At 60.2% G+C, this 12,655-nt stretch carries 15 protein-coding genes; 1 reads left to right on the top strand and 14 read right to left on the bottom strand.

Going from position 1 to position 12,655, the window contains the following annotated elements; genetic code table 11:
• Positions 1–3: 3 nt before the first annotated feature.
• The 8 genes from K3165_RS01540 to K3165_RS01505 form a co-directional block, all read right to left on the bottom strand.
• Complete coding sequence (locus K3165_RS01540) at positions 4–1,527, bottom strand: pyridoxal-phosphate dependent enzyme (RefSeq protein WP_221547112.1); 1,524 nt, start codon at positions 1,525–1,527, stop codon at positions 4–6.
• Between the two features lie 117 nt (positions 1,528–1,644).
• Positions 1,645–2,355, bottom strand: a complete 711-nt coding sequence (locus K3165_RS01535) for a response regulator (protein ID WP_221547111.1) — start codon at positions 2,353–2,355, stop codon at positions 1,645–1,647.
• A 1-nt stretch (position 2,356) separates the two neighbouring features.
• Positions 2,357–4,255 (bottom strand): hybrid sensor histidine kinase/response regulator, encoded by a 1,899-nt coding sequence (locus tag K3165_RS01530; RefSeq protein WP_345720217.1) that lies wholly within the window; start codon positions 4,253–4,255, stop codon positions 2,357–2,359.
• A gap of 1 nt (position 4,256) precedes the next feature.
• On the bottom strand, positions 4,257–5,303 hold the full coding sequence (locus K3165_RS01525) for an adenylate/guanylate cyclase domain-containing protein (protein ID WP_221547110.1): 1,047 nt from the start codon (positions 5,301–5,303) through the stop codon (positions 4,257–4,259).
• A 2-nt stretch (positions 5,304–5,305) separates the two neighbouring features.
• The gene (locus tag K3165_RS01520) at positions 5,306–5,671 is read right to left on the bottom strand and encodes a group I truncated hemoglobin (protein ID WP_221545940.1); all 366 of its coding nucleotides are present in this window, start codon (positions 5,669–5,671) and stop codon (positions 5,306–5,308) included.
• Positions 5,672–5,721: 50 nt separating this feature from the next.
• Complete coding sequence (locus K3165_RS01515) at positions 5,722–6,885, bottom strand: NAD(P)/FAD-dependent oxidoreductase (RefSeq protein WP_221547109.1); 1,164 nt, start codon at positions 6,883–6,885, stop codon at positions 5,722–5,724.
• Between the two features lie 11 nt (positions 6,886–6,896).
• Positions 6,897–8,147 (bottom strand): flavin-containing monooxygenase, encoded by a 1,251-nt coding sequence (locus K3165_RS01510; protein ID WP_221547108.1) that lies wholly within the window; start codon positions 8,145–8,147, stop codon positions 6,897–6,899.
• Positions 8,148–8,356: 209 nt separating this feature from the next.
• The gene (locus tag K3165_RS01505; RefSeq protein WP_160607438.1) at positions 8,357–8,935 is read right to left on the bottom strand and encodes an OsmC family protein; all 579 of its coding nucleotides are present in this window, start codon (positions 8,933–8,935) and stop codon (positions 8,357–8,359) included.
• A gap of 289 nt (positions 8,936–9,224) precedes the next feature.
• Between K3165_RS01505 and K3165_RS01500 the strand changes: the two genes are divergently transcribed.
• Entirely contained in the window at positions 9,225–9,608 is a 384-nt protein-coding gene (locus K3165_RS01500; RefSeq protein ID WP_221547107.1) for a hypothetical protein, read from the top strand.
• 192 nt (positions 9,609–9,800) lie between these two features.
• On the opposite strand, the gene K3165_RS01495 is transcribed toward K3165_RS01500, so the two are convergent.
• The 6 genes from K3165_RS01495 to K3165_RS01470 form a co-directional block, all read right to left on the bottom strand.
• Complete coding sequence (locus tag K3165_RS01495; protein WP_221547106.1) at positions 9,801–10,106, bottom strand: HigA family addiction module antitoxin; 306 nt, start codon at positions 10,104–10,106, stop codon at positions 9,801–9,803.
• A gap of 67 nt (positions 10,107–10,173) precedes the next feature.
• Positions 10,174–10,443, bottom strand: coding sequence for a hypothetical protein (locus K3165_RS01490; protein ID WP_221547105.1), 270 nt, complete (start codon positions 10,441–10,443; stop codon positions 10,174–10,176).
• Positions 10,444–10,501: 58 nt separating this feature from the next.
• Positions 10,502–10,813, bottom strand: a complete 312-nt coding sequence (locus tag K3165_RS01485; RefSeq protein ID WP_177201831.1) for an antitoxin Xre/MbcA/ParS toxin-binding domain-containing protein — start codon at positions 10,811–10,813, stop codon at positions 10,502–10,504.
• Between the two features lie 86 nt (positions 10,814–10,899).
• Positions 10,900–11,196, bottom strand: a complete 297-nt coding sequence (locus K3165_RS01480; protein WP_221547104.1) for an MbcA/ParS/Xre antitoxin family protein — start codon at positions 11,194–11,196, stop codon at positions 10,900–10,902.
• A 116-nt stretch (positions 11,197–11,312) separates the two neighbouring features.
• The gene (locus tag K3165_RS01475; RefSeq protein WP_143089590.1) at positions 11,313–11,636 is read right to left on the bottom strand and encodes a hypothetical protein; all 324 of its coding nucleotides are present in this window, start codon (positions 11,634–11,636) and stop codon (positions 11,313–11,315) included.
• Between the two features lie 558 nt (positions 11,637–12,194).
• Entirely contained in the window at positions 12,195–12,647 is a 453-nt protein-coding gene (locus K3165_RS01470) for a hypothetical protein (protein ID WP_221547103.1), read from the bottom strand.
• Positions 12,648–12,655: the final 8 nt, after the last annotated feature.

Raw genomic sequence — 12,655 nt, 5'->3', positions numbered from 1 at the left:
AACTCATCTTTTCTGCAACCACTTCGGAAGGAGGGAATAGGCGTTTTCGACGCCGGGCTGCTTGTGGGCGATACCGGCGTCTTCGAAAATGCCGGAGAGCCGACCGTCGTTGAAAGCATCGAACAGGTCGGTCGCCCCGCCGAGGTGCTTCGTACCGACGAAGATTTGGGGGATCGTCGGTGCTCCGCCGCTGCGCTGGGCAAGTGCGGCGCGTACGTCGCCGCCCCATGCCGGATCGGCATAATCGGCTCCGTCGAGATGGACGATGCGATAATCGACTTCCATCAGGTCGAGCAGCTTTTGAGCAGACCAGCAGAATTCGCACCATTCGAGCGCGAAAAACACCAGCGACTGCGTTTCGTCGGCGATAATGGCATCGACATGGGCGAGTGCGCGCTTATCGGCCTCTGGCGCAGCTGCTGCGGGAGCGGCAGCAGGCGTGGCATCGAAGCGGGCACCGGGGGTCGATCGCGAGATTTCCATCTCCGCCTCGTTCATGTCCTCCTCGATGTCACCGAACAGCGGCGTGGTCATGTAACGCTCGCCCGTGTCGGGGATCATCGCCAGCACGCGCGACCCTTCAGGGAGCTCGCTTGCAAGCTGGCGTGCGGCGGCGAAAGTTGCGCCCGAAGTGATGCCGCAGAACACGCCTTCCTCGCGGGCCAGGCGGCGCGACCAGGCAAGCGCATCGGCGCCCGCGACCGGGACGATCTCATCGATCACGCCGTCGGTAATGGCACGCCCCGTGACCGCGGGAATGAAATCGGGGGCCCAGCCCTGCATCGGGTGCGGGCGGAAGCGGGGGTGGCTCGCAGCGGGCGAGCCGTCCTCGGCATATTGCTGAGGAACACCCGAGGCGAGGACCGGCGAATTGTCGGGTTCGCAGGCGACAATTCGCGCCGAAGGCATATGTGCCTTGAGCGCACGCCCTACGCCGGCGATAGTACCGCCGGTGCCGAGACCACTGACGAATGCGTCGAGCGGTGCGTCGGCGAATGCTCGGACGATTTCCATGCCGGTGGTCGCTTCGTGGACCTTCTCGTTATTCTCGTTCTCGAACTGGCAGGGCAGGAACCAGCCGTGCTCCTCGGCCAGTTCGCGGGCCTTGTCGACCATGCCAGTACCCTTGAGCGACGCCGGAGTGAGCACGACCTTCGCGCCGAGGTAACGCAAGATCTTGCGGCGCTCGACGCTGAAACTTTCGGCCATGACGATGACCAGCGGATAGCCCTTGCGCGCGCAAACCAGTGCAAGACCGATGCCGGTGTTGCCGCTGGTCGCCTCGACCACTGTCTGTCCGGGCTTGAGCGATCCGTCCTTCTCGGCGGCTTCGATCAGGCCCAGCGCGAGCCGGTCCTTGACCGAACCCATGGGGTTGGCGCTTTCGAGCTTGAGCCACACTTCGCGGCCTGGAGGGGAGAGCTTCTCGGCCAGCACCACGGGGGTGTCGCCGACGAGTTCGAGGACGGACCCGCGCCTTTCGCTTCCTTGGGGACGGGATAGGGGACGGGGGAAAGGAGCGTTCATGGCGCGGGTCCTAGGCTGTGTTTCGATGCCCATGACTATGCGCGGCCGGCGTTTCAGCCGGATATCGCGCCGGCGTCCTTAATGTTTCAATTGTATCGCTGCAGTGGCCGCACGCCCCTATTCGGGGTCGTAGATATACCCCAGCCCGCGCACCGTGCGGATGACCGCGGGCTTCGACGGATTGTGCTCGATCTTCTTGCGAATGCGCGAAATGCGGATGTCGATGCTGCGGTCGAAGGGGTCCCATTCGCGGTCGTGCGCGCCTTCGAGTATCTGGTCGCGATTGAGCACCCGCCCGCGGTTCTTCGCGAAGAGCTTGAGCAGGTTGAATTCCATCGCGGTCAGCGGGATCGGCTTGCCATCCCTGTCGTATAGCTTGGCCGCTTCGAGATCGAGCCAGGTCTTGCCGAAGGGCAGGCGTCCTTCGGCTGCCTGCGGGTCTTCAACTTCCTTTGCGGAAGAACGGCGCAGCACGGCGCGCACCCGCGCCACCAGTTCGCGCAGGTCCACGGGCTTGGCGAGGTAATCGTCGGCGCCCATTTCCAACCCGACAATCCGGTCGACCGTTTCTCCCGCTGCGGTCAGCATGATGATACGCGGAGCCCGTTCCTCGCCCTGCAGACTGCGCAGAACCGAAAGCCCGTCTTCGCCCGGCATGTTGATGTCGAGCAGAAGCAGTGCCGGTTCGCAGCTTCCCAGCGTTTCCCGCAAATTCGCCGCATCATGCGCCTGCACGGTGCGGAAGCCGTTCTTTTCGAGATATTCTGCCAGCATCGCCCGCAGCGGCTCTTCATCGTCGCAGATGCAGATGAGGGTCGCATCTTCCATGTCAGCTACTCCGTCCGACGATCCTTGCGGCAAGCGCGCGGATGTCCTTTGGTGCGACCGGCTTTTCGAGAAAACGGCAGCCACAATTATCGAGGAAGCCGCGTGTTTCGGGGCTCATCGTGCTGCCCGTGACGAAAGCGATCCGTTCGACCAGTTCGGGACGTTCACCCCTGATCCGCTCGAGGAAACCCTGCCCGCCGATGCCGGGCATTTTGATGTCGACGAGAATCGCGTCGTATTCGGTCGCAGCGCAGGCTTCGAGCCCGTCCTCGCTCGAATGGACCATGTCGACCTCGTAGCTGTCGCGCCGCAGGATTTCCGCGATCAATGCAGCGACGTCGTGTTCATCGTCGATCACTAGCACCTTGCCCGAGGGTTCCCCCGCTTGCTGCAGGGCGGGAGTAGCCTGCTCCATGTGCGCATCCTCGCCGAGCGGCAGGTGGATGCGGAAATGGGCGCCACCTTCAGAAGGCATCAATTCGATCGACCCGCCATGCGCGGTCAGCACGCGGTGGCAGAAGGCAAGACCGATGCCCGTCCCCTGGCCCACTTCCTTGGTGGTGAAGAGCGGCTCGAACACGCGCTTGCCGACATGGGCGGGAATGCCCGGTCCATCATCGCAGAAGTCGATTACCATGAGGTTGCGGCTGCGGTCAGGGCGCGCTGTAATCTCGATCTTGCCGCCTTCGCCCGATTTGGCGATGGCCTGCTGCGCATTGACGAGCAGGTTGGTCACCACCTGTTCGAGCTGGGCGGGATCGCCGGAAAGCGGCGGCAGATCCTTCTTCAGATCGCAATTAACCTCGGCGGTGAATTCCATATCACCTTCGCGCAGGCTGCGAACCGCGTCCTCTACCAGTTCGGCGAGACCCAGCGTTTCCTTTGAAACCTGCTGTTCGCGCGCCATGGCGAGAAAGCTTTTGACGATCTTGGCGCAGCGTTCCGCGGCGTTCTCGATCTGCTCGACCCGCCGCAGAATTTCGGTGTCCTGCGTTTCTTCGCGCAGCATCAGCGCGTGCCCGACGACAACCGAAAGCGGGTTGTTGAGTTCGTGCGCGACACCCGCCAGCAGCTCCCCGAGCGCTGAAAGTTTCTCGGTCTCGAAAATGCGCTCGCGCTGGGCGGCGAGCATCGTGCGCATCTCGATCTCCTTGGTGATGTCCACCAGCGATGACACAGCGACATCCTCGCCGCGGTATTCGATCAGTCGCGACGACACGAGCGCGGGAAAAGTCTCACCATCGGTATTCTTGAGCTGCACCGAGACGTCGTCGACACGTCCCTGCGGCAGGATTTCGGTAACGAAATCAGCTAGGTCCGAGCGCTTGACGAAATGTTCGGCAACTTTCTTGCCTGGGCCGAGGACTTCGCGTGCCGCGGGCGAGCGGTAGATGATCTGACCGTCATCCATTCGCGACATAACAAGATTTGCAGGACACGCCTCCATCACTTGCCGCAGGATCGCATCGGCTTCCTGATCGTGCTCGCTCGCCATTTCTCGGCGCGTCACGTCGCGCTGCGACAGTGCGAACCCGCCGTTCGAGGTTGCGACCAGCACCAATTCGTGGAGGCCCATGCCGCGCATCTCGACGACCGCTTTTTCGCTCTCCATATTGCCGGCTGTCAGGCCACTCTCGAGCCGGCGTAAGCGCTCCTGCACCGTCCTATCGATAACACCGCGCGCAACCCACTCGATCAGCAGCTGATCCCATTCGAGGCCGGGCGCGAAGAGATCTTCGAGCGCCGGATTGATCTGCGCCATAGCGTGATTGCTGTAGAACAACCGCGCTTCGTCATCGAACAGCGCGACCCCCAGCCAGAAATGATCGAGCAATTCGCGGAAAACCGGCGACTGTCCCTGCTCCCCGATGGCGGGTTTAGAGGTGGCTGGAGTGCTCACCTCAATGGCTCAAGCTGCCGTTCCCGGACAGCACCCGGACGAGTTCCACCGCTGTTCCGTCAGCCAGTGCGCCGGAACCGGCAGCCTCGGTCTCATGCGCTTCGCCGAACCGCTCGGCAAAATCAGCCGCCGCGACGATCTCCATCGCTCCCGCCGCTTCGCGCAGGCGCATGGCATCCGCCACGGCCGGTCCGAAAACGTCGTAGATGTACTTCTGCACACCCACCACCGATCCGATCACCGAACCGGCGGCCAGGCCGATCCGGCAATTCCAGTCGACTGGGTGGCTCTTGTTGCGATTTTCGAGATAGCGCACGAAGCGAACCGCTGCGTCCGACACCGACTGGATGGACCGGTCCGATGGATCGGGCATACCGGCAACGGTGATGTAGAGATCGCCAACGGTCTTGATCCGCTCGCAGCCGAACTGGTCGCCGATACGATCGAATGCGGTGTAGATATCATTCAGTTCGCTGACGATCACGCCGGCGTCCTGTTGCTCGACCGTGGCCGAAAAACCGGAGAAATCGAGGCACAGAACCGCTACGTTCTCGTAGGTGCGCGGCGTGACCACGCCGAAAGTCTTGTATTCCTCGTAGACCGAGCGCGGCATCATGTTGAGGAGCAGCTTTTCGACCTGCTCCTTCTCGCGCTTGATCTCTCGCGTGTTGCGTTCGACCATCATCGAATAGGAATCGATCATCGATTCCAGTTCCTTGATCCGGCTGATGTTCTGGCACACCAGAACGGCGACCTTCTGGTTGCCCTCGAGCGCGGGATTGATCGTCATCGCGATCGTCATCGTGCGACGGCGAATGCGAAAGCTTGCCTCGCTCGTGAACTGGCCGGTTTCCTGAAGCGCCCTAATCACCTCCGCAGTATCGATATCAGGAAAGACGTCGCGCAGTTGCTGCCCGGTCTCGATCTCGGCAAACCATTCCTTGAAGGTGTCGTTGAAGAAGCGGAACTTGAGCTCCGATGTGTCGAGAAGGGCAACGCCCACACCGATGGCGCGGAGCAACTGCTCGTTGATGGCTTCGATCGACATGCTCAGTCGTTCACCACGAGGCCGCGACGCTGCGCAAAGGCGCCGACGACTTCCTGTGCGTCCTCATCCTCGACCCCATGGTCCTGGAGAACCTGGGTCAGCATGACGGCGAGCTTGTCGAAATGCGCATCGGAAATCGGGAGGTGGCTGTGGAGCTTCTGGATCTGCACGTCGGTGTAGGAAGCCGGACCGCCCATGACCGAAGACACGAACTTTGTCTGGTGATCGACGATCCGCGCAAATTCGACATCGTCGAAGAATGGGCCGAGATCATCGTCGTCCAGCAGTCGTTCGTAGAGGTCCAGCACGATCTTGCTGACCACCGAAAAACCACCGTATTTGTCGAACATCGATTGCTGTTGAGCCATGATAGCCTCCCCACCGCAAAGCGGCATGCTGCTCTGATGACAGAGCAAAATCAAGCCGCCGCCCGAGTGGCGTATAGGTTCTCGGCGATCCAGAGCTGGTTCGCCTGCATTGCCGTGTTGAGCGACTTGTGCAGGGCAGCCAGTCCCTCAAGGCCCATGTTGTAACCGGCGATCTCGTCGGATAAGCGAAAGATGTCGTGCGACAAGGCATCGCGGACGGCAGGATAATCGTCGAGCCTGCCGCGCGCCCAGCTGTCGGCCAGCAGTTGCGCATCGCGCAGCGCATCGGTGATACCATGCGCAGTAATCGGGTCCTTGAAGTAGCCTGCATCGCCAACCAGCGCCCAACCGTTTCCGCAAGCCTCGCGCATGTGTCCCGGCTGGCCGCCAAAGCTGCGGATCTTGCCGGAAAGGCACGCTCCCCGCAATTCATCCGCCATCTGCGGCATCATCTTACTGGCCGCGTAGGCAAAAGCATCGGCGCCGCGCATGCCGCGCAGGCCATAGGGCCCGTCGTGCGCAGCCGACAGGAATACGCAAGCCTCGCCGTCATTGGTGGGGATCACGCCGCCGCCGCAATCATCGCCCCAGTACCAGCGATAGCCGCGCTGGCCGAGGCCCATGAAATAGCCGAATGCAACCTGAGACATGTTGGTGCCGCGCTTGATCAGTCCCGCGCCGACATGCCTGGCGAGCGAGGAATTGCGACCATCGGCGCCAATCACCAGGTCGCAGGCAATTGTGTGCGTGCCCTGGCGGCCCTTGATAGTGACGCCTTTAATGCGCCCTGCGCCTTCCTTGACAACGCCGGTCATGGAAACGCCGAAAAGCGTGTCGACCCCGGCTTCGCGCGCCGCTCGGACCAGCTGGCGGTCGAGCACCGTTCGGCGCGGCGCATAAAGCGCGCGCGTGCCGAAGCTGTCGGACAGGTCGATATCGATCGGGTCGGCATCGCCGTAGATGAAGGAGGTTCGATGGATCGGCGGCGTGTTTTCCGCAGTTATGGAGTGCAGGACTCCCCAATTGTGAAGCTGCATGACCGCCCCGCGCATCAGCGCATGGGTCGAAAGTGTGTCGCTTCCTTCTGCGGCTCGGTCGATCATCAGCACGCGCGCACCGTGGCGCGCCATCAGCATCGCAGTGGCCGCGCCTGCGCAGCGTGCTCCAACAACGACGGCATCGTAAAGATGTGTGGGACGGATATTGTCGGTCACGTTTATTCTCCTCAGGCTGCTTGCAGGGCGTCGGAAGCTCCGAGCCGGGCGGCAATGACGGGGGCGAGGGCTTCGGCGTCGCGGCCGACACCGTCGATGAAACTGGATGCGCGGTGGCGCATGAAGGGCAGGCCCAGCACGTAGAGGCCTGGCGTGTCGCACAGGCCGCCCTCCTGCCTCAGTTCGCCGTCTGCATCGCAGGCATCGAAATGGATCCAGGAGTAGTCGCGCCGGTAACCGGTCGCCCACAGCACGGTGGAAATCCCGTGTCCGGCAAGGTCGATGGCGCCGTTCATTGGCATGAGGAGGCCGGTGTTCTGGCGGGCGGCGGGGTCCTCGGGAGCATCGATGCCTGCTGAGCCGATGAAGGCATCGATCTGGCTGAGCATCCGCTGGCGGCGGCGCTCGCCAAGGCCGAGGCTTCGCGCAAGATCATCGGCAAAGCCTACGACGTTGCCTGACGCGCCAGAGGCATGGCCGGCAATGATCACACCATGGCGCGCGAGGCTGTAGAGATCGATTTCGCGATTATCGTCGCTGCCGATCAGCTGCATCGAAGGCTGGGCCATGAGCTGGGCGGGCGAGCGGCCTGTCGCGGTCGGCTGAGCAAGAAAGCCGCTGGCATCAAGCCAGTCGAACAGGTCACGGCCGCGATAACGGCGCGGCGAACGCACGTGGCTGCCTGCCGCGAGGATGGTCTTGCGGCCCGACGCCGCAATCTCGCTCCCGAGCTGGACGCCAGTTGCCGAAGCCCCGACGACAAGAACGCCGCCCTGGGGAAGCTGCTCGGCGCCGCGATATTGGGTCGAGGCAATCTGGTAGAGGCTTGGCGAAAGGTCACGGCCCCAAGACGGAATACGCGGTCGGTCGCAGGCACCGGTCGCAACGACAACGCTGCGTGCGATCCAGCTGCCGCGCGAAGTAACGGCACGAAAGCGGTCGCCCAGCTTCTCGAGCGCGAGCACGTCGATATTCTCGATAACGGGAAGGCCCTGGCCCGCTGCATAGTCCTGCAGCCGGGCGGCAAGGTCGCCAGCACCGAGGAAACCTTCCTCGCGCCCTGCCAACTGCTGGCCGGGCAGGCGGGTCATCCAGCCTGGAGTCAGCAGCCGCAGCGAAGGCCAGCGCGCCGTGCTCCAGCGATTGGCAATGCTGCCACGTTCGAGCACGACGTTTTCGATTCCTGCGTCGAGCAGGCTGCGGCTCATCGCGAGACCGGCCTGGCCTCCACCGATAATCAGGCAGTCGATGAACTGTGTCATGGGACGAACTCCGTTGGATTGGTCCGTCCCTTTTCGCCTGCCAACGTATCGCTCTTGTGCCGCCAAATGCGGTTTTTTGTTTCAAAGGTTTCAGCAGCGACAGCGAGCTCTGGTGGCAAAAGGAAGGCCCGCCGGTCCTGAAGGCCGACGGGCCAGTGTTGCGGCAACTCGGGTCGCGAAGAGCGCCGCCATACTTTCGGGGGCTTGGGTCAGCCGACCTTGGCGGCAACCGAGACGGGGACGCCGTTGGTCATCACGTCGAACACGGCCGAACGGGCAACCGACTGGCGCACGATCTTTTCAAGCGTTTCGTCATCGGCATTGCCCTTGATGGCGACAGTAACGCGAACGCCCTGGAAGCCGTTGCGAACCTGCGGGTCGAGACCGAGGATGCCGTTGAGATCGATATCGCCCTCGACCGTGCATGCGACCGATTCGAGTTCGACCTGACGCATCGAGGCGATGTTGCCGATGCCGGCAGTCAGGCAGGCCGAAAGTGCGCCGAGCAGCAATTCAGCCGGGGTCGGGGCATTGTCGGTCCCGCACAGCACTTCGGGGTGGTCGCCTTCAATTGCGTAGGTCTGGTTGTGCTCGTTCTCGGAACAAGCGCCGTAGAAGTCCTTGAACTCGACGCGGCTATGCGTACCGGCAAGCCACTGGCCATTGGCGCGGAAGGTGAAGCGCGCGATTTCGCGCTGGTTGTCGACCGCACCGAGCGTGGCGATGAAGGTCGGAACGTCGACGCCGTTCATGGCGACGCGAGCGGGCTTGGTCATGGTATTGGTCATTTGTGGGTCTCCATTCAATCTCTGCACTGCCCGCCACCGTGACGGGAGAACGAGTGATTGAATGGGCCGCCCATGTTTCTGTTGGATGCCGCAACGACCGGTATTTCATTTCAGTTGTTTCAAAGTTCAGGAACGAGATCGTCCGCTTTTTTGATTGAACAGAAGAGCTATGACTGTCCGCTTACCACCCATTTCCTGACCGCTTCGCCGAGCTGGCGATGTGCCAGCAGCGGACGGGCCGCTAACGACCCGATAGCGGACCTTGGGCGATCTTGCTAAATTGTGCCGCATGTCAGAGCAAAAGCCTTCAATACCCAAGAGGTTTCAGATCGCCCGTCGTTGGCAATGGCCGGCTGCTGTTGCCTCAGCACTTTTCTTCTTGAGTTGCCTGATAGGCTGGCCCCTCGATGCCTTCTGGCCATCAGCAGTTGGTCTAGCCTTTTTCGTTCCAGCGGTTCTGCTGTTCAACATCAAATGCTACGCCTGTGGCTTCCCTGCATTCGCTGATCATCAAGCCAATGAGCGCTTGAGGAACGATGACCGTTTCTGGACTAGGTTCTGGGGCAAGGAATATTCAGGTGTGCACCTGCCTCTACGGACCAGTTGCTCTAAGTGTGGGGTGAGTTTTGTTGGCGACGATAACAAAACACGTGAATTCAACAGCGTCCGCTAACCACCCATAATCGGACATTGGCGGTGCTCATTAACGGAGCAAAGCTGCCGGTCTGCTTTCAGGCATTTGCAGGGAAAGCCTGAACGTCCGGAATGAGGGCGCAAAGCGGAAGTCATGAGATAGGCAGGCGCCAAATTGCCAGGCCTAGGCAACTGGCCCTGATCAAACGACAGCCGGAGTCAGGGTTTGGTGCTACGTCACTGGAGGTGGAACTCGACTGATGATGATCGACGATGCCTCAAGCTTCGCCTTCGCTAAAGCGTGCGACAACTGCATCCGAAGCAACGTTGCTGCCGAAATCCCAAATGCCTTTTCGAAGCGCATTGCCATGAGAGGAGTGAGGCGAGCATTACCGTCGAACACTCGGGTCAGAGCGGACCTAGCAACCTGTAACTGACCAGCAGCACTGGTTACCGTCATCCCGTAGGTTTTGATCACCTGTTCGCGCAGCCATGGCCCAGGATGGATCGCAAACCTCTCGTGCGATTCTACCGCCATGAATAGAACCCTTCTAGCGATTTCCGCGATCCCGGGACCGTCTCACCGCGCGTTGTCTGGCACTCATTCAGTTACGTTCGCGTTCTTCTCCGAGCAGGTATCGGGTGTTGAGGGTTTCGGCGACCGCACCTTCGACGATTTCGTCGAGCGGAGTGACGAACGCGGATGTGTGAATGCATCTTCCATCGGCAAAGCGGTTCTTGCGGTCGCTGGATACGATCCCGACTAGAAGGTGCGTGCCGGGATAGTCGGGCAGCGGTAAAATGATCCAATCATGCAAGACGGCATCGTACCCTTGTCCTGATGTTGCTGGCGTATTGGCAAGTGAAGTCTTCATTGCACACGCTCACGCCACAGGACGAGGGTGGTAGGCGGCGAGCATGTAAATGGCCCAATCATCTGTAGCGTTCGCTCAGCAAGTACCGAGCGACATCTTCCAGGTCCTTGCGCTTTCCGCTCGTCATCAGAGACATCGCGCACCTGCCTCCAAATAGCGGAGCTCGATTGGGCGCGCGCACCCAGCCTTTCGATCGATCATGGTTGAGCAGGATCACCAGCGATGCGTAGATTGAGAGGACACAGCCGATGCCTTCCAGTACATCCTTGGTTAGCGACACGTTATCGCCGGCTCGAAGACGCTCCATCCAGTCCTGCAGGACCTTTTCGTCGCCGACCCCGAGGAGGTGGCATTGCTCTGAAGCGGTCATGTCCCAATGCGCTGCGATATTACCGAAGGCATGAAGGCAAGCGCTATCTCTTTTCGTACTTTCCGATCCGACCGAGGGCGTGCCCATCAGATGTAAACCCCGGACTCGATTGCACCGATCATATCGATCACGAACTCAAGACCTTCGTCCGACTGCTCCGCACGTTCGATAGGTGTTTGGCCATCCAGCCAGGGATGGGACTTGTTCATGAATAGAAGCGTGGAGATCAGGTCGCCGGCATATAGACGAGTGGCGGCTTCGATAGCTGCTTGAGTTGAGCGGGCGCCGATGCCCCCGACGACCTGTACTCCGTTCTGAAGCATCTTTCGCGCTTCTGATGTGCGGCCACTTTCAAGAAGTACCGCCAGATTCAGCTCATTCATTTTGCATGGCATGCTCCAATTAAGAGCCGCAGGAGCAGTCTTTCCGAGACTACTGTCTCGATCAAGGTTTACGGAGAGGTAATAGAAGTGGCCTCCGGCATTGTGCGCTCAGGAATTCAATCATCACGTCGCGCCAATACCGCTAAGGGGCTCCATTCAAGATCCTGAGGTCGGTCACGAATAGTTATTCCGGCAGGCAGATGGAGTTGAACCTTGGAACTCCCGCGGGTTCTTCCCACCTCTTCCCAGTCCGTAGAGATTGTTGTGACGAACCCGTCTGGGTCGACAATTTGGCAACGCTCTTTGCCTCTCCATCCAAGGAAGGAGACAGAAACATCGCTAAGCGTGTCGAGACCCTCTGCCTGCAGAAGATCGCTCAATGCGAGAGAGAGTTTTTCCAATTCGTCGACAGCGAAAAAGCCATTGAAAGAAAAATACATGCCAGTCCTCCATCTGATAGGGGCGGACCGGCAGAGCCGGGTGTTCGTAACCTGAGCTCTCGCCAAGGCGCCGCCGCCTTTAGGCGGAGCCTTGGACATGCGCGACGGCCACCCGGCCACTGATATGTGACCGGCCGAGAACTCTGGGGTTACGACGCCCCACCGCTGGGACTCACCAGCGATGTCCGATGCGTCGCAGAACATTTGCGGCGATGCAAGAGCCTTCCAGAATCTTCCTGATATGAGCAAAAATGGGCAAAAATTGGTCGTTCTCGTCCCATTTCGTGCCATTTGACCAACCCGTTGATACCAAACAATAGTGTGTAAGGATCAGCGTCAAATTTGGCCAAAAATGGCCTACAAACCGAACGATCTATCCCCCTATCGATCCGCGACATCGACCTAAATCGGAGCGCGCTCAAATTCGCGCTAATAGCCCAATATTGGAGATATCACGATAAAGAACGTTATCGTGAGTTTGGGGCATTATCTTGTTCCAATGCTGGTTCGCCAGGAAGGGGAGGGCAGGGCCACTCCATCTGACCGAGTGAGCCAATGCTAAGGTTTGGTTTTCTTAGGAGAGGTCCTTGTCGGAACCGCTTGCAATCTAGTGAGTGCATCAAGGGAGTCCTGATGCCGCTCGAAGAAAGCGAGCCAGGCCTTCAGTGCGCCCATTTCGCCGACCGCCGCGTACATTGCTTTGTGCGAAGCCACTAAGAGTTGCAGGTCCGCTTCCAAGGAGGCAATCTTCTGTGCCTGTGTTTCAATCTTTGCAGCCAGCGTGTTCTTGGAATCTTTTAATTTTGCTGCAGCAAGTCGTATGTTTTCTTGGCGTTCTTTAGCCGCTAGATATAGTTCACGGATGGCAGGGGGTCTCGCGATATCCGTGGGATGACGAAACAATTTGGGCAAGCGGGCGATGATGTTCCGGGTCGTTATGTTCTCGTCCTCGAGGAGCATTTTCTCCAGCACCGCTCCGAGCTTTTCCAGATCCTGATCCGATAATGACACGTGCAATT

The sequence above is a fragment of the Qipengyuania xiamenensis genome, from assembly GCF_019711495.1.
GTDB classification, from domain to species: domain Bacteria; phylum Pseudomonadota; class Alphaproteobacteria; order Sphingomonadales; family Sphingomonadaceae; genus Qipengyuania; species Qipengyuania xiamenensis.
This window is presented reverse-complemented; position numbering and strand designations above follow the sequence as displayed.